This is a genomic window from Tessaracoccus pujii (assembly GCF_054483895.1).
On record NZ_CM137012.1, the window covers coordinates 672,566 to 690,498 of the forward strand.

The 17,933-nt window shown below is 66.7% G+C and carries 20 protein-coding genes and 1 pseudogene; 10 read left to right on the plus strand and 11 right to left on the minus strand.

Annotated elements, in window-relative coordinates; genetic code table 11:
* Positions 1-3: 3 nt before the first annotated feature.
* Both ACX1D0_RS03225 and ACX1D0_RS03230 read right to left on the minus strand, forming a co-directional pair.
* Complete coding sequence (locus tag ACX1D0_RS03225) at positions 4-861, minus strand: class II fructose-bisphosphate aldolase (RefSeq protein WP_459019462.1); 858 nt, start codon at positions 859-861, stop codon at positions 4-6.
* Between the two features lie 101 nt (positions 862-962).
* On the minus strand, positions 963-2,726 hold the full coding sequence (locus tag ACX1D0_RS03230) for a hybrid sensor histidine kinase/response regulator (RefSeq protein WP_459019463.1): 1,764 nt from the start codon (positions 2,724-2,726) through the stop codon (positions 963-965).
* Positions 2,727-3,012: 286 nt separating this feature from the next.
* Between ACX1D0_RS03230 and ACX1D0_RS03235 the strand changes: the two genes are divergently transcribed.
* On the plus strand, positions 3,013-3,243 hold the full coding sequence (locus ACX1D0_RS03235) for a ribbon-helix-helix protein, CopG family (RefSeq protein WP_077342021.1): 231 nt from the start codon (positions 3,013-3,015) through the stop codon (positions 3,241-3,243).
* Positions 3,244-3,311: 68 nt separating this feature from the next.
* Here the strand turns inward: ACX1D0_RS03235 and ACX1D0_RS03240 are convergent, their stop codons facing one another.
* Complete coding sequence (locus ACX1D0_RS03240) at positions 3,312-3,440, minus strand: hypothetical protein (RefSeq protein WP_459019464.1); 129 nt, start codon at positions 3,438-3,440, stop codon at positions 3,312-3,314.
* Between the two features lie 137 nt (positions 3,441-3,577).
* Between ACX1D0_RS03240 and ACX1D0_RS03245 the strand changes: the two are divergent.
* The 3 genes and pseudogenes from ACX1D0_RS03245 to ACX1D0_RS03255 form a co-directional block, all read left to right on the plus strand.
* A pseudogene (locus ACX1D0_RS03245) lies at positions 3,578-4,057 on the plus strand (helicase); the annotation flags it as partial.
* A gap of 50 nt (positions 4,058-4,107) precedes the next feature.
* On the plus strand, positions 4,108-5,943 hold the full coding sequence (locus ACX1D0_RS03250) for a DNA/RNA helicase domain-containing protein (protein ID WP_459019465.1): 1,836 nt from the start codon (positions 4,108-4,110) through the stop codon (positions 5,941-5,943).
* A 17-nt stretch (positions 5,944-5,960) separates the two neighbouring features.
* Positions 5,961-6,317: a nucleotide pyrophosphohydrolase gene (locus tag ACX1D0_RS03255; RefSeq protein ID WP_459019466.1), complete on the plus strand. Its 357-nt coding sequence runs from the start codon at positions 5,961-5,963 to the stop codon at positions 6,315-6,317.
* A 233-nt stretch (positions 6,318-6,550) separates the two neighbouring features.
* Here the strand turns inward: ACX1D0_RS03255 and ACX1D0_RS03260 are convergent, their stop codons facing one another.
* The 3 genes from ACX1D0_RS03260 to ACX1D0_RS03270 form a co-directional block, all read right to left on the minus strand.
* Positions 6,551-7,060, minus strand: a complete 510-nt coding sequence (locus ACX1D0_RS03260; RefSeq protein WP_459019467.1) for a hypothetical protein — start codon at positions 7,058-7,060, stop codon at positions 6,551-6,553.
* A gap of 274 nt (positions 7,061-7,334) precedes the next feature.
* Complete coding sequence (locus tag ACX1D0_RS03265; protein WP_459019468.1) at positions 7,335-7,637, minus strand: HigA family addiction module antitoxin; 303 nt, start codon at positions 7,635-7,637, stop codon at positions 7,335-7,337.
* A gap of 184 nt (positions 7,638-7,821) precedes the next feature.
* Positions 7,822-8,457, minus strand: coding sequence for an isochorismatase family protein (locus ACX1D0_RS03270; RefSeq protein ID WP_459019469.1), 636 nt, complete (start codon positions 8,455-8,457; stop codon positions 7,822-7,824).
* A 104-nt stretch (positions 8,458-8,561) separates the two neighbouring features.
* Here ACX1D0_RS03270 and ACX1D0_RS03275 point away from each other — a divergent pair, with 104 nt between their 5' ends.
* Positions 8,562-9,515, plus strand: coding sequence for a GlxA family transcriptional regulator (locus ACX1D0_RS03275; RefSeq protein WP_459019470.1), 954 nt, complete (start codon positions 8,562-8,564; stop codon positions 9,513-9,515).
* A gap of 60 nt (positions 9,516-9,575) precedes the next feature.
* Complete coding sequence (locus ACX1D0_RS03280) at positions 9,576-10,169, plus strand: hypothetical protein (RefSeq protein ID WP_459019471.1); 594 nt, start codon at positions 9,576-9,578, stop codon at positions 10,167-10,169.
* A gap of 29 nt (positions 10,170-10,198) precedes the next feature.
* Here the strand turns inward: ACX1D0_RS03280 and ACX1D0_RS03285 are convergent, their stop codons facing one another.
* Both ACX1D0_RS03285 and ACX1D0_RS03290 read right to left on the minus strand, forming a co-directional pair.
* On the minus strand, positions 10,199-10,426 hold the full coding sequence (locus tag ACX1D0_RS03285) for a hypothetical protein (RefSeq protein WP_459019472.1): 228 nt from the start codon (positions 10,424-10,426) through the stop codon (positions 10,199-10,201).
* Between the two features lie 357 nt (positions 10,427-10,783).
* Positions 10,784-11,323: a DUF1697 domain-containing protein gene (locus ACX1D0_RS03290; RefSeq protein ID WP_459019473.1), complete on the minus strand. Its 540-nt coding sequence runs from the start codon at positions 11,321-11,323 to the stop codon at positions 10,784-10,786.
* A gap of 114 nt (positions 11,324-11,437) precedes the next feature.
* On the opposite strand from ACX1D0_RS03290, the gene ACX1D0_RS03295 reads away from it, so the two are divergent.
* Complete coding sequence (locus ACX1D0_RS03295; protein WP_459019474.1) at positions 11,438-12,007, plus strand: P-loop NTPase family protein; 570 nt, start codon at positions 11,438-11,440, stop codon at positions 12,005-12,007.
* A 70-nt stretch (positions 12,008-12,077) separates the two neighbouring features.
* Here ACX1D0_RS03295 and ACX1D0_RS03300 read toward each other — a convergent pair whose 3' ends face one another.
* The 3 genes from ACX1D0_RS03300 to ACX1D0_RS03310 all read right to left on the minus strand — a co-directional run bounded on the left by ACX1D0_RS03300 (position 12,078) and on the right by ACX1D0_RS03310 (position 14,144).
* The gene (locus tag ACX1D0_RS03300) at positions 12,078-12,473 is read right to left on the minus strand and encodes a hypothetical protein (RefSeq protein WP_459019475.1); all 396 of its coding nucleotides are present in this window, start codon (positions 12,471-12,473) and stop codon (positions 12,078-12,080) included.
* 40 nt (positions 12,474-12,513) lie between these two features.
* Entirely contained in the window at positions 12,514-12,648 is a 135-nt protein-coding gene (locus tag ACX1D0_RS03305; RefSeq protein WP_459019476.1) for a hypothetical protein, read from the minus strand.
* Positions 12,649-13,031: 383 nt separating this feature from the next.
* Entirely contained in the window at positions 13,032-14,144 is a 1,113-nt protein-coding gene (locus ACX1D0_RS03310) for a LacI family DNA-binding transcriptional regulator (protein ID WP_459019477.1), read from the minus strand.
* Between the two features lie 171 nt (positions 14,145-14,315).
* On the opposite strand from ACX1D0_RS03310, the gene ACX1D0_RS03315 reads away from it, so the two are divergent.
* The 3 genes from ACX1D0_RS03315 (at position 14,316) to ACX1D0_RS03325 (ending at position 17,933) form a co-directional block, all read left to right on the plus strand.
* The gene (locus ACX1D0_RS03315) at positions 14,316-15,371 is read left to right on the plus strand and encodes a Gfo/Idh/MocA family oxidoreductase (RefSeq protein ID WP_459019478.1); all 1,056 of its coding nucleotides are present in this window, start codon (positions 14,316-14,318) and stop codon (positions 15,369-15,371) included.
* On the plus strand, positions 15,368-16,141 hold the full coding sequence (locus ACX1D0_RS03320; RefSeq protein WP_459019479.1) for a TIM barrel protein: 774 nt from the start codon (positions 15,368-15,370) through the stop codon (positions 16,139-16,141). Before ACX1D0_RS03315 ends, ACX1D0_RS03320 begins: the two co-directional genes overlap by 4 nt.
* 223 nt (positions 16,142-16,364) lie before the next feature.
* On the plus strand, positions 16,365-17,933 hold the full coding sequence (locus tag ACX1D0_RS03325) for a sugar ABC transporter ATP-binding protein (protein ID WP_459019480.1): 1,569 nt from the start codon (positions 16,365-16,367) through the stop codon (positions 17,931-17,933).

The window sequence follows — 17,933 nt, forward strand, 5'->3', positions numbered from 1 at the left end:
CGCTCAGGCCTTCCCTGCGCTTCCGAAGATGGTGGCCATGTCGATGGCGAGCCTGCGCATGGCGTCGGCCTGCACGTCGAACAGCTTGACGGGTTCCCACTTGTCCTTGCTCTCGCACTCCTTCAGGTACTCCAGGCCGGACTTCATGAAGGCCTGCTTCAGAGCGGTGGAGATGTTCACCTTCGCGCACCCGCGCGCGATCATCTCCCGGAACTGATCATCGGAGAGCCCGCTGCCGCCGTGCAGCGCGATCGGCACCGGGTGGGCTTCGACGATGGCGCTGACGCGTTCGAAGTCCAGGACCGGGGCCGTCTTGTAGGCGCCGTGCGCATTCCCCAGCGCGGGCGCGAACACGTCCACGCCCGTCGCCTCGAGGTAGCGCAACTGCACGTCAAGGGTCTGACGTTCGCTGGGGGCGTCGCTGCCGAGCCCGTCCTCGACGCCCATGATGGCCTCGATCTCGCCTTCGACGGCGGCCCCGTGGCGCCGCGCCTCGGCCACCACCTCGATCGTCTGGCGCTGGTTCTCCTCCACCGGCAACTCGTGCGCGTCGAACAGCACCGCGTCCCAGCCCGTCTCCAGGCACTCGGTGATCACCGCGCGGTCCGGGCAGTGGTCCAGGTGCAGCGCCACCGGGATGTCGATGTTCCTGGTCAGCGACTCCCAGATCGCGAACAACACCGGCGCGCCGACCTGTTTGACCGTCTTGACCGACGTCTGCACGATCAGCGGGGAACGCGCTTCCACCGCACCGGCCAGCACGCTGGCCATGCTCAGCTCGTTGAACACGTTGATGGCGGGCACGCCGTAGCGCTCCTTGAAGGCCGGCGCGAGGATCTCCGGTAGAGGAGTGGTGGGCATCGTTGCTCCTGGGTAGAACCTGCGGTCCTTCCACCCTAGGCAGCGGCGCGGCTAGGCGATATGGGGAATTCCCCCACCCCTGTATGGGGGGCCTGGTGGGGTCAGGCCTGCACCAGCAGCTCGGTGCGGCTGTGCACGCCGTTCTTGCGCAGCACCGAACCGACGTGTTTCTCCACGGTCTTCACCGAGATCTGCAGCCGAGTGGCGATCTGCTTGTCCGCGAGACCTTCGCGCAGCAACTCCAACATCTCGTGCTCCCGCGCGGTCAGGTGGTTGGGCCTCGCCGGAGTGGGCCGCTGGTCCAGTTGCTCGAGGATGCCGCTGAACACCAGCACGTCGCCCTGCGCGGCGGCCACGACGGCCCTGCCCAGCGCGGTGCCGTCCGCGTCGCGAGGCACTATGCACTTCACCCCGACGGCGCTGAACTCGCGCATTGCCTGGTCTCCGTCGTCGTCGAGCAGCACCACCACCGGAAGTTCGGGGTCCACCTGGCGCAGCTCCGTGATCAGCCCCGCGCCGTCGGTGCGGCAGACACGGCTCCCGGCCAGCACGACGTCGGGTGCCAGCAACCTCACCGCATCCGCCGCGGCGCGGGACTCGGCGATCTCCGCCACCACTTGAACACCGGGCTCGCCGAGGTCCAGAAGCCGCACGACCCCGGCCCGGAGCGCCGGCTGGTCATGGACCACCACCACCCGCAACCTGGCGGCATCGGCTACCTCGGGGGTGGCGCGGTAGGGCAGGTCCGCCCGGACGCGGGTGCCCCAGCCGGGCGTCGAGTCCAGGTGCACGCGCCCGCCCATCTGGGTGGCCCGGGAGGCCAGCCCGGACAGGCCCATGCCGGTGGCGCTGCGGTCATTGAGGTCGAACCCCCGGCCGTCGTCCTCGACGATCACGGCCACTCCCTCGCTCAGGTAGACCAGCCCGAGCCGGACGGTGCGCGCATCGGCGTGCTGGGCGACGTTGGTGAGGCTCTCCTTGACGATCCGCACCAGCTGAGTGGCCACCTCCGGGCGCAGCGGCTGCGGGTCGCCGAAGGTGCGGAACGACGTCGCCACCCCGGCGATAGCCTCGGTCCACTCCAGCTCCAGCGCCAACGCCTCCTCGACCGAGCGGCCGTCGAACGAATCCGGCAGCCCCCAGACCGCGCGCCGACCGTCGCGCAGCACCCACTCCACCTCTCGCCGCACCGCCTTCAGGGCGGCGCCCACCGGTTGATCCGCGAGGGCCAGCTCTTCCGCGTGGGCCAATTCCAGCAGCACCGTGGCGAGCCCGCGCCCGAGGGCGTCGTGGACGTCGAGCATCGAGCGCTCCCGCTCGGCCCACACCGCGGCCGCCTTCGCGCGGTCCGCCGCCTCGGCGTGCAGCCGGGCATTGGCCATGGCGATGGCCGCGTGGGTGGCGAAGCGTTGCAGGAGCTGCGCGTCGGCTTCGCCGAAGCAGTGCTCAGCATCTGGGGCGAAGACGACGAGGGAGCCGAGCAGGTCCGATTTGAGGCGGATGGGGACGCCGATCACCGCCCTGGTGTACAGCGGGCTGTCGGGGGAGACGTGGCCCCCGGGTACGTCGGCGTAGTGGCGGAAGATGATCGGCCGTCCCGCGCGAGCGACGGCGCCCGTCACGCCCTCGTCGAGCGGGAACACCCGCCCCGCCTGGCATCCCGCCTGCATGTCGATCTGCTTGCGGTAGGTGTGGGTGTGCGGCTCCACAAGGCAGAGGGAGCCGCTCTCACATCCCAACAGCGTGACCGAACTGCGCAGGATGAGTTCCAGCAGTGGCTCCAGCCGGAACTCGCCCGCCAGGTCGTTGGCGACGCGGCTGAGGGTATCCAGCGACGCAAGGTCACGCTGCTCCGGCTGCCTCATTGCGCTCCTGGTGATCAGGGGATCGTCTCAGTCTACGCGGGCACGCTGCGCGTAGGGGCGTTCGCCAACCGGTCCTCAATCGTGGAGGCGAAATCTGTCGTCGCATGACACCAGTCGTCCGAGAGGTCGCGGCATGCCGGGCTACCCGTAGTGGTAGCGGCAAGCGGCGTGCTCAGTGGCTCGCCGACGGTAGACGCAGCTGCCGGAGTTGAAGTAGGGCATGTCGGTGGGGCGCGCGCACTTCTCCCCCTGGGCCGGATGGTAGTTTCGTCATACACTATTGCGCATGAGTGACGAGCAGATCCAGAAGTGGGCCGACGAGGCTGAGCGCGGCTACGACGTCGATCAGCTCAAGCGACGCGGGCGAGGTCGCCCTGGGCGGGGAGCGGAGCCAATGCAGGTTGTCGCGGTCAGACTGACGAGCGAGGAACTGGAGGCCTTGGATGCTGCTGCTGCCAAGAGTCACATGACTCGGTCCGAGGCCATCCGCTTTGCGCTCACCCACTTCGCCGCGTGAAGGTCCACACGAGCCCTCTGAAGCACGGAGTCTCGGCGGAGGACGCAGTCCAGGCGGCAGAGTGGGCACTATGGATTGAGCCGCTTGCCGACGACGAACCTCCCTACCGAGAGCTCCGGTTGGGGTTCGATACCCGTGCGCGCCTGCTCGAGACGGTTGTCCTCGTCCTCGTTGGCGGTGACGAGTTGGTCATCCATGCGATGCCTGCCAGGAAGCAGTACCTCGACCTCCTGCCCTAGATCGCCGACCGTCAGGCATCTCACGTGGGTGACGCCCAGACTCCTGGACTCCCGCGACCAACGTGACCAGCCCAGCCGATAGGCTCCATCTCACGATGAGTAGCACCGACACCTTCGCACCCGGCAACGTCGTCGTGGTGCGCGACGAGGACTGGCTGATCACCTCGGTGGACGAGTCGTCCGACGGACCCGTCCTCAACGCCCAGGGCCTCTCCGACCTGGTCCGCGGCCAGGACGCCGTCTTCTACCCTTCGCTGGACCAGATCAGGCTCAACGACCCCCGCGACACTCAAGTCCGCGCCGACGACTCACCCAAGTACCGACGCTCCCGCCTCTGGGTGGAGTCCACGCTCCGCAAGACCGCCGTCCCCCTCAGCGACGACTCGCTCACCGTCTCGCCCCGCATGCTCGCCCGGCAGCTCGGCTACCAGCACAAGGCCGTCGCCAAGGCCCTCGACCCCGCGACGCTGCGGCCCCGCATCCTCCTGGCCGACGCCGTCGGCCTCGGCAAGACGCTCGAGATCGGCATGATCCTCTCCGAACTCATCCGCCGCAGCCGAGGCGAACGCGCCCTCGCCTGGCACACCGCCCGAGCCCAGGTCAGCTAGAGCCCGGAGCAGTAGCCATGCCCGAATCAGATCCCCTCGGCTCCGAGTCTCCCTTTTCGCGCGCCGAGACAGCTGCCGCTTCCTCTGAGCCAAGGGTCGCTTTGGGCAGCGATACCAGGATCGAGATTCTCAGCTTCGCTCCCGACGGTGTGGGCGGATGGAAGGACATGCAGGGGCGTCACCGGAATTGGCCTGTCGTCTACACTCTCAACAACAACAAGAACGTGTATGTGGGCGAGTCGCTCAACGCTGTGGGGCGTCTCAACCAGCATCTAGAGTCCGAAGCCAAGCGCGGCCTCGAGGTGGCTCGGGTCGTAATCGACGACACATTTAACAAGTCCGCTTGCTTGGATCTTGAGTCTTTTCTCATCCGTATGTTTTCCGGTGACGGCCGCTATGAGGTCCTCAACAGGAACGACGGGGTCACGAATGCCGAATACTACCAACGAGACCGGTACCAATCCAAGTTCAGTGAGATTTTCACACGACTGCGCCAACATGGACTCTTCAACAAGAGCATTCCGGAGATCCAGAATTCGGACCTTTTCAAGCTTTCGCCATTCAAGGCACTCAACCAGGATCAGGCCGCGGTGATCGAGGATCTTGTCGAGGGGCTGTTCTATGACATGGCCAAGCAGAAGGGAAGTGTGTCGGTCGTAGAGGGAGGCCCGGGGACTGGCAAGACGATCGTCGCCATCTACCTCATCAAGCTGCTCGTAGACATCCGCGACGGAAACGATCAAGACAATCCCGACGCCGAGTCTGTCTTCAGCGACTTCTTCACGCCAGGACATCCCGAAATGCTCGCCGGAGCTCGCATAGGACTCGTTGTGCCCCAGCAGTCCCTGCGGCAGTCCATCAGGCGTGTCTTCGACAAGACGCCCGGTCTCTCGGGAGACATGGTGCTCACGCCCTACGATGTCGCCAGCGATGCGCGTGACTACGACATCTTGGTCGTGGATGAGACACACCGCCTCACGCAGTATGGGGCCCAAGCGATGGGTACGCTGACCAAAAGGTTTGGTGAGAACAGCATGAGACTTGCTCTCGGACACGAGGACTGGAAGCAACTCACGCAGATCGACTGGGTGATGCGGAGAAGCCGGCACAAGATCTTCCTGCTGGACCAGGGACAGGGCGTCCGTCCCATAGATGTGACGGCCGCATCCCTTGATCGGCTGCGAGGTATCGCCCGCGCAGAGCAGCGTGGCTACCGCCTCCTGTCGCAGATGCGGGTTCAGGCGGGTGATGACTACGTGCAGTATGTCCGCGAGGTGATGTCGGGGCGCGACCCAGCCCCACTGCGCGGCTTCGGGGACTACGATCTACGCTTCTACGACAGCTTCGTCGCGATGCGAAATGACATCATCGCTCGCGACCGTGAGCGCGGTCTGGCGAGGCTCGTGGCCGGATATGCTTGGCCGTGGGTGTCGCGCACTAAGCAACGCCTGGGTGGCGATGAGATATTTGACATCGAGATAGATGCCGTGCGGTTGTGCTGGAACAGGACGCCAACTGATTGGATAAGCAGCCGAACCTCTATTGAAGAGGTCGGATCGATACACACGGTCCAAGGATACGACCTCAACTATGCAGGTGTGATCATCGGCAAAGACCTGCGGTACGACCTTCAAGACAGGTCGATTGTCTTCGACCGAGCGAACTACTTCGACTCGAAGGGGAAGGCCCTCAATAACAATTTGCTTGGCAGGAAGTTCACGGATGCAGATATCGCTGAGATGGTCAGAAATATCTACGTGGTCCTGCTGACTCGGGGAATCCTGGGAACATATATCTACGTGTGCGACGACGCGTTGCGTGGTTACCTACGAACCTACTTCGCCAGTAGTTGACTGAAGGAATCCTTGGAATGACTGGAACTGATTCGATCACCACCCTGACAGATGCGATTCGCGATTTTGCACGAGAGAGAAACTGGGAGCAGTTCCACGATCCGAAGTCACTAATACTGGCACTCGTCGGGGAGGTCGGGGAATTGGCCGAGCTTTTTCAGTGGGTGCCTGCGGATGAAGCAGCGTCACGATTCGCTGAACCAGCGCGGAATATAAGAGCTGCGGAGGAACTCAGTGATGTGTTGATTTATCTCCTGCGACTCGCTGACGTCCTTGGTGTCGATCTTGCTGATGCGGCGGTTGCGAAGCTGGAGAGCGCCGGACGACGTTATGCTCCTAGCGAGTTCTCAGGGATCGCGCCAGACAAGCAATGAAGCCGCGCCACGTCAGAAGCAACGCAAGGCCAATAGGCCGGCCGCGCTCGGTGGGCGGCCAAGCGGTCTATCCTCTGCTGTCGCGTCGCAGTGAATACCGTCAGCAGCCAGCAGGCGGAGTCATCATCCTCGAAACTCTTGTGGGAAGGCACTGTTCCTCGCGACCAGCGGAGATGTGTTGGTGCGCGTCGTGCGAGTGTCTCTGCCCACGGCTTTGCATGATGATCGCAATGCTAACTCGCGCAGAGGGTCTGCAGTTCAGTCTGTGAGGCCTGCCAGGCAGACGTGGCGTCAGTGAACTCGCTCATGGCGCCCATGTCCTGATCCACGTACGCCTTCTCCATGGCGTCCCGCAGCGTCGCGAGATCGTCGCGGACGGCGATTGCGGCAGCCTTGACCTCCGGGTTGGTCACCGTGTCAGCGACCGAGCGATAGGCATCTACCAGGGTGGACCACGAGTCGACAGCACTCTGGGGATCACCGGTGCCCACTGACGCGATCTCTGACAGTTTCTCTCCGGCCTCCGCAATCGGCTCAGCCATGCTCATGCATGCCTCGGCGACTGACTGCTCCGTGCCAGTGTCCGCATCTGAGCTGGTCGCGGGTGCCGCGCTGGCTGCCGCCGTCGTCGTCGGCGCGTCGTCCGGTGTGGTGGAGGCGGTGTCGGCTGGGCTCCCGGAGCAGGCTGTCATGGCGAGGGAGGCCACCATGGCGACGACAGAGGAGAGGATGCTGCGGTTCATGGGCTTCCTTTCGTCAGGAGGAATGCCCCGTTGAGGGGCCCTGACCGGAGCATAACTCTCTCGTGGATCAATACGGGGGTGGGTGGCGAGGCACCGGAGGACCACGAGCATCGATCCCCATGCCTCGTTGCTGACGCTGACGGCGGAGCTGGACTTCGCCGCGGACCTGGTCGGGTCCTGGGTGGCTGGCGGTGAGGTGGTGGCGTACAGCTGGGCGCCGTCGCCGCTGCTGCCCGCCTCCGCCTGAGCGCACGGATCTGCCCTTCCGGGGAAGTCAGACAGCCTGAAGCGGTTCGATCCGGTCGAGGGCGTTGCCGAGGTGGTCCTTCTCGACCTCGAGGTCGAAGCGGGTCTGGAGGTTGAGCCAGAACCTGTCGGTGGTGCTGAAGTAGCGAGCCAGCCGGAGCGCTGTGTCGGCGGTGATCCGACGCTTGCCGTGCACGATCTCGTTGATCCGACGTGGGGGTACGCCGATCGCGACGGCCAGCCGATTCTGGCTGATCTGTAGCGGCTCCAGGAACTCGTCCATCAGGATCTCGCCCGGGTGGATCGGCGGGATCGTTGTTGCTGATGTCATGGGTGGCACCTCCTCAGTGGTGGTCGACGATTTCGACGTCAGTTCGGTTGCCGGGTCCCTGAAGGATCTGATCACGCCTCCACTATAACGCGACGCGTCATAGCTGGCGCCCGGCGTTGGATGTGGGGCGGGTGGGGCCCCCGCGCTGGGACGTGCGTGGGGACCCCATGCACTCGCGGTCAGGTCAGGCGCCGAAGGCAGCGCGACCCTGTGTGGCGGAGGCCCCCAGATCGCTCTTGGGGAGGGCGTGGCCGGCGGTGACTGCCGTAGCCCATGCCCGGGTGGAAGCCACGGCGGCGAAGTTGGAGTGCAGGAGCACGAGCAGGGTCTCGTGGAGCTGTTCCGCGGAGACCTGGCCGGCCTCGTTGGCCAAGTGGATGGCACCGGTGGCGTCGGAGAGGATCTCTGCCGCCAGGCCGAGCCCCTCGGCGCCCACGACCGTGGCGATGTCGCAGTTGTTGGTCATGTAGCCGACGATCGTGATGGTGTCGACCTCACGTGCGGCCAACCACTGGGCGACGTCGGTGCCGGCGAAGACACTGCCCTTGTCCTTGCTGACGCGCTTCCAGGACGGGTTCAGGCGCTCCTCGATCTCCGGGTGCAGCGACCAGCTGTCGCTGCCGGCGGCGAAGACGGGTGCACCCTGCGGCAGCTCGTGCTGCACGACGACAACGGGCAGTTCCTGCTGCTGTGCAACCTCGAGGGCGGCCACGATGTTGGCGAGCGTCTGGTCGCGCGGCGGGGCCTGGATCTGGAGGATCCCGGTGAAGTACTCCTGCTGGACGTCGACGACGATGAGTGCTCGGCGGGGGGCGGTCATGGTTTTCTCCTTGTGCTGGCGGAACTGACGCAATCCAGCATCGTGCCGCGCAGCGGCTATCGTGAGTGGCGCGAAAGACGTTCTTCGATGGAATCAGGCCAATCATGCGCATTGCCGTTCATGCCTTCGACGGCATCACGATGTTCCACCTGGCTGCGCCGTTGTTGGTCTTCGGTGAGGTCGGCCGTCAGAGCCTGGCCGCTGGGTGGGATCCCGTCGTGTGGACCGGGGATGGCCGCGGCATCCGGACCGCCGAAGGGCCCCGCATCGAGGACGTCAGGGGCCCCGACGCGGTGGCGGACGCGGACCTGGTGGTCCTGCCGTCCTGGCCCGCCGATCTGCCCCTGACCGACGCGCCGCTGGCGGCCAGGATCCGCGCCGCACACGCACGCGGAAGCCGGATCGCCGGCCTGTGCCTGGGGGCCTTCCCTGTGGTGGACAGCGGCCTGCTCGACGGACGCGAGGCCGTGACCCACTGGGGGTCAGCGGGGGAGCTCGCACGCCGTCGCCCCGCCGTGAAAGTCCAGCCCGCCGCGCTCTACGTCGACCACGGGGACGTCCTCACCTCGGCCGGCACCGCGTCGGCCATCGACGCCTGCCTGCACATTGTCCGGTCCCACTTGGGCTCCGCCGCCGCAGCGACGGTCGCCCGCAACCTCGTCGTCGCACCGCACCGCGACGGGGACCAAGCCCAGTACATCGATCGCCCGATGCCCCAGCACGGCGGCGTGGGGCATCTCGGACCGACCATCGACTGGGCACTGGCCCACCTCGACCACGAGCTCGCGGTCGACGACCTCGCGGCCCACGCGCGCATGAGCCGCCGCAACTTCACCCGACGGTTCGCCGAGGCCACCGGCACCACTCCCGCGCGCTGGGTCCTGGCCCGCCGCCTCGACGAGGCCCGGCGCCTCCTGGAGACGACGGCCTGGCCCGTCACGCGCATCGCCGCCGCCTGTGGCTTCACCAGCGCCGTGACGTTCAGGCAGAACTTCACCGCCACTTACGCGACCACGCCCACCTCCTATCGCCAGCGATTCTCAGCTTCCTCGAAGTGACGCGCTTCCGACCGTGGAGAACCGCATAGCATCGCTGCATCACAAGGGACGAGGTGTGCGATGAAGGTGGTGGACCGGGTAGCCGCGGCCCTGGCCCGCGGAGTGCGGGGGTGGATGGCCATAGGTGCAGTGGTGGTGTTCGCGGTGTTCACCGCCATGGTGCTGCCAGCCCAGGCAGAGGCCGGGGCTTTCTACACGGTCCGCTACCCAGCCCCGGACACATCCCTGTGGTACTCCGCGGACGACCTGTACGCAGCGGCCGAGGCGTGGGGGCCGGATGGTCGAGCGGCCTACGTCCACGCGCGCGTCACGTTCGACGTCATCTGGCCGCTGGTGTACGGGGCGTTCCTGGTGACGACGCTCGCCTGGGTCTGGGCGCGTGGGGCAGCTCCCGAGAGTCGGTGGCGAGGGGTGGCCCTGCTTCCGGTCGTCGCGGTGGCGCTGGATTATGCCGAAAACATCTGCACCGCGACGGTGATGGCACGCTATCCGGCGCGGACGCCGCTGTTGCCCGACCTGGCGCCCTTCTTCACCGCCGGCAAGTGGCTGGCCCTATCGGCGAGCTTCATGCTGCTGGCGATCGGCGTTGTCATCGCCATCGCAGCGCGGTTCCGCCGACGTAGTTCGCGCCCGCCCCGGTCGGAGTTCGGGTGAGGCGTCCAGAATGCGGTCGTGACCGATCGTCACTCGCCGGTTCCAAGGAACGCGATCGAGTCGAACACGACGCGTGCCTCTTTCGCCAGCGCCGGATTGATTGCCTCGTCGGGTAGGCCCAGCACGATCACGGCCCACTCGCCGTTCAGGTTGACCGCTCGGTAGGTGGCGCGCTCGCCCCCTTCGTAGCCCGATCCGGTGCAGTCCTGCGCGGAATCCGAGTAGATGCATAACTTGCCGCCGTCGCAGTCGGCCATGTCGACGTCTTCGTGGACTGGCCGCCGGCCTTCAGCAGCGACCTGCAGCCACGCGGCTATCCACCGCGGTAGTCAGTGGTGGTGACCGGTATCCGGAGGTCATAGGCCGCACATCCCAGCACGGTCCGCGGCAGCGGGACTCTAGTCCTGGCGTTCACGCTCGGCGGTAGACCAGAGGGTGCCGCTGTGGGCAGGTTTCCGCGCCGCGTGGTTCGGTACCTAAGACTGGCTCAGGGCCCGTGCGCGGCAACGCGCCCGTAGTGGCGGTGGCCTGTGACCCGGTTGAGCGTGGGGGGCTGCACTGGGGGCCCGTCTCCGCGGTGCAGGGCGGGTCTCAGGTGATGGTCGATCCAGGGCCTACTCAGCCTGCGCGCTGAGCGTCGTCAGCCGAGCGACGAGTCGCCGCATCGTGGGAATCCCGCGGCAGGTGACCGGGACGCCGATCAGCCGGGTCAGTACCGGTCCGGCGGAGACTCCTGCGCCGGTGGCACTCGTGACCGCGTGCCGGCAGGTGAGTGCGTGCACGACGAGCTCGCCGGTACGAGCGCGTTCGAGGTGAGGCAGCACGAGCACCGGGAGCCGGGGGGCGTCGAAGAGGGCGACCTCCCCTGCGGTCAGGCCGGGGTCAATCTGTCCGACGGTGTCGATAAGCAAGGCAGCGGAGCGGACGACGACGAGGTCGGCATAGCCGGTGGCTGTGGTGAGGCGGGTCACGACGGACTCCGCGAGTGCTGCTGGTTCATCACCGGTGAAGATCACGGTGCCGTTGGTCTGGAAGTTCACGGCGCTGGTCGCGCCGGCGGCTGCGAATGCGTCAAGGAGCTCGGAGTTGCGCGGTGATCGGCTCCGCGACTGGCCGAGGTTCATGTTCCGGAAGAACGCCACCTGGATGTCCACGTGCCCGATCGTCTCATGCGGGCACCGGTCGAACATCCGCTAATGGCGCTGACATTGTGGCCGTGGACAGAGCCAGCGCGACGTAGGAACCGGGTTGTGTGTCAAGCTGTCGGCGTGCCTGTGCTCACCTCCACCCAGTCACTTCAGGCGTGCCCGCACCGCGTGCTGGTGGCGGGGACGTCCGGATCGGGGAAGACGACCTTGGCGTTTCGAATCGCACGTCAGCTGGGCATCCCGCACGTCGAGATCGATGCGCTCTATCACGGTCCGAACTGGACTCCTCGGGAGTCGTTTCTGGCCGATGTGTCTGCGCTCGTGGCGGAGGATGAGTGGGTGACCGAATGGCAGTACAGCAGTGCCCGCGCCGCCCTCGCTGCCCGAGCCGATCTGGTGGTCTGGCTCGACTTGCCTGTCGCCACAGTGATGCGTCAGGTCACGGTGAGGACGCTGCGTCGACAGCTGCGACGCGAGGTGCTCTGGAACGGCAATCGTGAACCGTCGCTATGGACCGCGTTCACCAAGCCCGACCACATCATCCGCTGGGCGTGGAAGACCCGTCGTCGGACAGCCGAGCGAATCGTCGCTCTGATGGGCCAACGCCCCGAACTGCCCGTTGTCCGACTGCAGTCGCACCGGGAGGTGCGCGCATGGCTCGCGGGGCCGCTCGCGGCGTCGTCGCGCTGACGCAGCGGCGTACCGCCTCCAAGCACCTTGAGTCAAACGTCGGCTGCTCCAGCGCGTACTGCTGTTCGAGTCACCCCCGGGCTCGAGGGAACGCCTCGTGGAGTTCCCACTGCAGGTCGGCGATCTGGGCCTCATCCAAGGGTCCGGGCTCGGTCAACATCGCCTTGAGCTTCTTGGGCCACACCACCGCCACGTCGTTGATGGCGAACGAGCCTCCGATGAGCGGCCAGTCCGCATCGACGAAACACAGAACGCCACGCACCGGCACCTCGGGGTGATCGGCCAGCGCCGCCCGGACCAGAGCGACCTGCTTCTGCATCCCCGTCACCAGGGCGCTGCGATCACGACCCCCGACCATTAGCGACTCGACCCGAGGCCGGAGGAGGCCGCCCTCGACCCGAAGCGCTGGCCGGGCGTTGCGGTACCGCTTGGCGTCCACCACCACGATGCCGGTGGGGCAGACCACCAGGTGGTCGATGTTTGCCCGAGTGCGCGGGATCCGTCGGTCATGCAAAGACGCGCAGCGAGTGCCCTGCCATGGAGGCCAGCATCTCGCTGAGCATCCGTTCGCCCTCCGCGCCGACGGACCAGGCACGGATGGACTGTGGATCGTCGAATACGGCGAGTAGGAAGCGGCCCATGCGCGGATGGTTGTTGAGGACGCGCTCGCGGCGGGCATCGTGGCGCCGTCGGTACTCTGCCGCCGCGGAAGCCCCTCCGTGCCCGTCGACAACTCCCAGGTTTGGGGGACCCTCGGCGTCCACCGGCTGAGCTGCCGGGTCGGGCGAAGTCTCCCGGGCTGGCGAGTCGGCATTTGCATCGTGAGCGAGCGGTCCCGTCCGGCCGATTGGAGGATGCACGCATGTCACGCACGTCACAGTCTTACTGTCGCGGTGGTAGTCCGCGATGACGCTGGCGCTCAACGACGTGCCGCAGAGCGCGCAGCAGCCTGCGTACCGCAGCCGCATCCGCTTGACGTCCATGACGGCCCCCGAATCTCCCTCCATGGCGATCAACGTATCGCTCAGCGGCGAGCAGGTCGCGGTGTGCTCACTGCTCTACTCTCGGGCCCTGGGGTGACTGGAAGGTCCTTGCCTGCGTCCGGCGGCGCCTTCGTCGTGTTGCGCACGACCAGGTGGGGTTGCACCACAACCTCTCGGGGCGGCTTCCCGTGAATCTGCTCGATGGCCAACTCCACGGCTCTTGCGGCCTGCTCGTGGGTGTCCTGCGAGATGGTGGTGAGCTGCACGTGGGTCCTGCGCGACAGCCTGGAATCGTCGTAGCCCATGAGCGAAATGTCGTCGGGGACCCGCAGCCCCGAGCGGACCGCGTACTCAAGCGCGCCCGCCGCGCACCGGTCGTTGAACGCGAGGACGGCGGTGGGTGGGATCGGCCGCGACAGCAACTCTTCTAGCCCCTGCGCGCCGTCCTCCTCCGTGGGGCCGCCCGGCACCACGTCGATGTGCGCGGCCAGGCCGAGGTGCTGCATCGACTTCCGATAGCTGGCGCGGCGATCCGCGCTGCCAGGCGCTCGTGCGCCGTCGATGTGCGCGATGCGCACATGCCCGAGCTCGGCCATGTGCTTGACGGCGAGCCGCATGCCTGCCCGGTCGTCGCCGCGGATGATGCCCATGGTTGGCGTCTTGAGCCGGCGGGCGACTGTCACCACAGGGAGCGTCTCGGCGATGGCCAAGAGATGCTCGGCGTCTGGTTGCAGGCTGAGCACGATCAGTGCCTCGCATCGTTCACGAATCAGTGACTCGACGGCTCTGACCTCGTCCCTCGACGGCGAGACAGCCGACAGGGCGACGTCGTAGCCGCGCTCTGCGGCTGCGAGATAGAGCTGCTCCACGACATCGCCGTGGAACGGGTGCTGCAGTTCGAACGCGATGCCGATCAGCTTCGACGACTTCTGGCGCAGCTTGCGCGCCCGCTCATCAGGGACGTACCCCATCTCTCGGGCGATTCGCTTGACGCGTTCGCGTGTGGCGTCGCTCGCGCCGGGTGCGTCTCGCATGACCATGGAGACCAGGGGCCGTGACACACCCGCAGCCTTGGCCACATCTCCCATGGTGGGCCGATGACCGCCGGAGGGCCGGGCTGCGTCGAGGGCGGAGCCCAGGGGCGTTTCGTTCACGACATCCTCCTTCCCGGCTAACGGAGCAGCGTCTGTGCTGCACGGACAATCTATCGGCACTCGGTCCACGAGACTCCGAAAGATGTTCGGACAAATTCTTGACTCTCGGTTGCGACTGTGCCAATCTAGCACGTGTAAGTAGCACGTGTTAGCCAAGGGAGACTGCACACCATGACCACTGACAACGAAGTCACGACAACCGAAGACCCGTGGGCTGTGAGGGTGGCCCTGCTCGGGGCCGGTCGCATCGGCGCCAGCCACGCCGAGCTTCTCGCCCACCGGGTACCCGGCGTCGAACTCGCCGCCATCTACGACCCCGTCGAGGGTGCCGCGGCTCGGCTCGCGACCGCCCTGCGGGTCCCCGTCGCCACCCAGAACGTCAACGACATCTGGGACAACCCCGGCATCGACGCCGTCGTCATCGCGGCCCCGGCCCGCTCGCATACTGAGCTCGTCGTCGCTGCCGCCCAGGCGGGCAAGCACGTCTTCGTGGAGAAGCCGATGGCCGTGACGCTCGAGGACGCGGACCGGGCGATCGCCGCCGCTGAACAGGCCGGGGTGGTTCTTCAGGTGGGCTTCAACCGCCGCTTCGCACCCGCCTTCGCCGCTGCGCGGGCCGCCGTCGACGCCGGCCGGATCGGGACGCCGCAGCTGCTGCGCTCCCTCACCCGGGATCCCGGCCCCTTCACGGGGGACCCGACGAGGATCCCCCAGTGGACCATCTTCTTCGAGACTCTGATCCACGACTTCGACACCCTGTGCTGGCTCAACCCCGGTGCTGCGCCGGTCCGCGTGACGGCCCTGGCCGACGCCCTTGTGCGGCCCGACGCCAAGGAGCTCGGCCACCTGGACACTGCCGTGGTCACCATCGAGTTCGACAACGCCGCCATCGCGGTGGCGGAGGCCAACTTCTCAGCCCTGTACGGCTACGACGTCCGCGGCGAGGTGTTCGGCTCCGCCGGCATGTGCACCGCCGGTGACGTGCGCACCACCAACATGACCGCCTACACCGCCGACGGCATCTCCGTCGACACCTCCAGGATGGACTCCGACCTGCTGCGCGATGCCTACCTTGGAGAGTTCGAGGCGTTCGCCGAGGCTGTTCGGAGCGGCGGGCCGTCGCCGGTGCCGGGCGCTGCGGCACGCGTGGCGCTGGGTATCGCCCTGGCCGCGATCAAGAGCGTTGAGGAGAAGCGGGCCGTGCTCGTCGAGGAGGTCGAGCGATGAGCTACCGCCTGGCCGCCAGCGCCGAGATGATCTACCTGGATCTGCCGTTCCTCGAGCGCGTCAAGCGTATCGACGAGCGCGGTCTGCTGGTCGAGATCTGGGACTGGTCCAACAAGGACATCGATGCCCTCGCGAAGAGCGGGGCCACCATCGTGTCGATGACGGGCTACCTGACCGGAACGCTGACCGACGACGACGGCATCGAGCAATTCCTTGCCACCGCCGAGAAGTCTGTCGAAGTGGCCAAGCGCCTGGGCTGCCCGAGCCTCAACGTGCATGGCACCGGCCTCGGCGAGGGCGGGCTCCCCGTCAAGCCGGTCCAGGTGGTCACGCCCACCATGTGGCTGCGGGCGGCGGACACGCTGCGTCGCCTCGCGGACCTCGGGGCACGCCACGACAAGGTCTTCACCCTGGAGAACCTCAATCTCCCCGTCGACCATCCAGGCACCCCCTTCGCGCTGGCGGCCGACACCCGCGCCCTCGTGGCAGCCGTCGACTCCCCGCACCTGCGCATGAACCTGGACCTCTATCACGCGCAGATCGGCGAGGGGAACCTCGTCGAGCTGGTGAGGGAGTGCCAGCCGTGGATCGGCGAGATCCAGGTGGCCGACGTGCCGGGGCGCTGTGAGCCCGGGACCGGTGAGATCCGCTACGAGGCCGTCGCGGCGGCCCTCAAGGCCATCGGATACGACGGGGTCGTCGCCATGGAGGCGTTCGCCAAGAGCGACTCAGACGCAGCCCTCGACGCCTTCCAGGCCGCATTCGCCTGAGCGGATGTGCGGCGGCCGCTGCAAGCTGAATATCGAGATGGGTCGAGCCGCCGGGCTGGCGGCCCACAGAGGTGACCGCCGCACCCCCGCCCCAGAAGGGGCCCACGGCCGGGCAACGACGCCAGGCGCAGCACACACCGGGCACTCCACCGCCTCAGGGCGGTGGAGGCGCCGAACCACGGCCCCCAGTATTCAGCGGGGCATCCACACAGCAAGGAGGCTGATGATGACGAACCTCATGACAGAGGTGAGGGCGGTCCCGCCCACCGGGCCAGGCGAGATCCTGCTCGAGGCACGGGGGGTTGGCAAGGTGTTTCCCGGTGTCCGGGCCCTGCACAACGTCGATTTCACCCTGCGCGGCGGTGAGGTTCACGCCCTGGTGGGCGAGAACGGCGCCGGCAAGTCGACCATGATGAAGATCTTCGCAGGCCTGTATCAGCCGGATTCCGGCGAGATCCGGCTCCGCGGGGAGAAGGTGACCCTGCCCACGCCGCTGTCCGCGCACCACTCGGGCATCAGCGTCATCCACCAGGAGTTCTTCCTGATGAACCACCTCACTGTGGCGCAGAACATCTTCATCGGCCGTGAGCCGAAGCTGCCCGGTGGAGTGATCAACGACGACCGTGCCCTCAACCGGAGGGCCGCCGAGCTGTTGGACCGGCTCGGCGTCGACATCGACCCGAAGGTCCCCGTCGGGCTGCTGACCGTGGCCCAGCAGCAGATGGTCGAGATTGCCAAGGCTCTGTCGTTCAACTCCTCCATCCTGATCATGGACGAGCCCACCGCGGCCCTGACCGACGCCGAAGTGGAGACGCTGTTCCGCATCATCGACAACTTCATCACCCCGTCGACCGCGGTTGTCTACATTTCCCACCGCATGGAGGAGATCCGCCGGCTCGCCACGCAGGTCACGGTGCTCCGCGATGGTGAGCTCGTCGGCACCAGGCCGGCGGCCGAGCTCACCATCCACGAGATCATCCAGCTGATGGTGGGCCGCACGATCGCCACGGACATCCGACCCAGCCCGCGGACCCCCACTGCCCCGGTCCTGGAGGTGGAGCACCTGTCCACGGCCGAGCTGTTGAAGGACGTCAGCTTCACCCTGGAGAAGGGTGAGATCCTCGGCTTCGCCGGGCTCATGGGCGCTGGCCGCACCGAGACGGCCCGTGCGCTCATCGGCGCCGACCGCAAGACGGCCGGAACCGTGAAGATCAACGGGCGGGTCGCCCGCATCGGTCACCCTGGCGACGCGGTGCGCCTAGGCATCGGCTACCTCTCGGAGGACCGCAAGCGGTACGGGCTGATCCTCCAGCAGAGCGTCGCCGCCAACACCGTCCTGGCGTCCATCGGCAAGTTCAGCCGGTTCGGCCTGCTGCAGGACGGAGCCATGCGCAAGGCGGGGGAGAAGTGGGCGGCCGCCCTGTCGACGAAGACCCCCACCGTCCGCCAACTGGTGCGCAACCTCTCCGGTGGCAACCAGCAGAAGGTGGTCCTCGCCAAGTGGCTGCTCAGGGACTGCGACGTCCTCATCTTCGACGAGCCCACGCGCGGGATCGACGTGGGCGCCAAGCAGGAGATCTACGAGCTGCTCGACCGCCTGACCAAGCAGGAGGGCAAGTCGATCATCATGATCTCCTCCGAGATGGAGGAAGTCCTGCGCATGTCAGACCGCGTCGTCGTCATGTGCGACGGACGCATCACCGGCGTCCTCACCAACGCCGAGGCCACCCAGGAAAAGATCATGGAGCTGGCCACGCGATTCAACCCGACCCAACACCAGATTGAGGCGTGA

Coding starts and splice junctions, on each gene's coding strand:
- ACX1D0_RS03325 (WP_459019480.1), top strand. CDS start 16,365: ATGATGACGAACCTCATGACAGAGGTGAGGGCGGTCCCGCCCACCGGG.
- ACX1D0_RS03240 (WP_459019464.1), bottom strand. CDS start 3,440: ATGGATGACCAACTCGTCACCGCCAACGAGGACGAGGACAACCGTCTC.
- ACX1D0_RS03255 (WP_459019466.1), top strand. CDS start 5,961: ATGACTGGAACTGATTCGATCACCACCCTGACAGATGCGATTCGCGAT.
- ACX1D0_RS03285 (WP_459019472.1), bottom strand. CDS start 10,426: ATGGCCGACTGCGACGGCGGCAAGTTATGCATCTACTCGGATTCCGCG.
- ACX1D0_RS03230 (WP_459019463.1), bottom strand. CDS start 2,726: ATGAGGCAGCCGGAGCAGCGTGACCTTGCGTCGCTGGATACCCTCAGC.
- ACX1D0_RS03225 (WP_459019462.1), bottom strand. CDS start 861: ATGCCCACCACTCCTCTACCGGAGATCCTCGCGCCGGCCTTCAAGGAG.
- ACX1D0_RS03315 (WP_459019478.1), top strand. CDS start 14,316: ATGACCACTGACAACGAAGTCACGACAACCGAAGACCCGTGGGCTGTG.
- ACX1D0_RS03320 (WP_459019479.1), top strand. CDS start 15,368: ATGAGCTACCGCCTGGCCGCCAGCGCCGAGATGATCTACCTGGATCTG.
- ACX1D0_RS03250 (WP_459019465.1), top strand. CDS start 4,108: ATGCCCGAATCAGATCCCCTCGGCTCCGAGTCTCCCTTTTCGCGCGCC.
- ACX1D0_RS03260 (WP_459019467.1), bottom strand. CDS start 7,060: ATGAACCGCAGCATCCTCTCCTCTGTCGTCGCCATGGTGGCCTCCCTC.
- ACX1D0_RS03280 (WP_459019471.1), top strand. CDS start 9,576: ATGAAGGTGGTGGACCGGGTAGCCGCGGCCCTGGCCCGCGGAGTGCGG.
- ACX1D0_RS03275 (WP_459019470.1), top strand. CDS start 8,562: ATGCGCATTGCCGTTCATGCCTTCGACGGCATCACGATGTTCCACCTG.
- ACX1D0_RS03235 (WP_077342021.1), top strand. CDS start 3,013: ATGAGTGACGAGCAGATCCAGAAGTGGGCCGACGAGGCTGAGCGCGGC.
- ACX1D0_RS03265 (WP_459019468.1), bottom strand. CDS start 7,637: ATGACATCAGCAACAACGATCCCGCCGATCCACCCGGGCGAGATCCTG.
- ACX1D0_RS03305 (WP_459019476.1), bottom strand. CDS start 12,648: ATGGGCCGCTTCCTACTCGCCGTATTCGACGATCCACAGTCCATCCGT.
- ACX1D0_RS03270 (WP_459019469.1), bottom strand. CDS start 8,457: ATGACCGCCCCCCGCCGAGCACTCATCGTCGTCGACGTCCAGCAGGAG.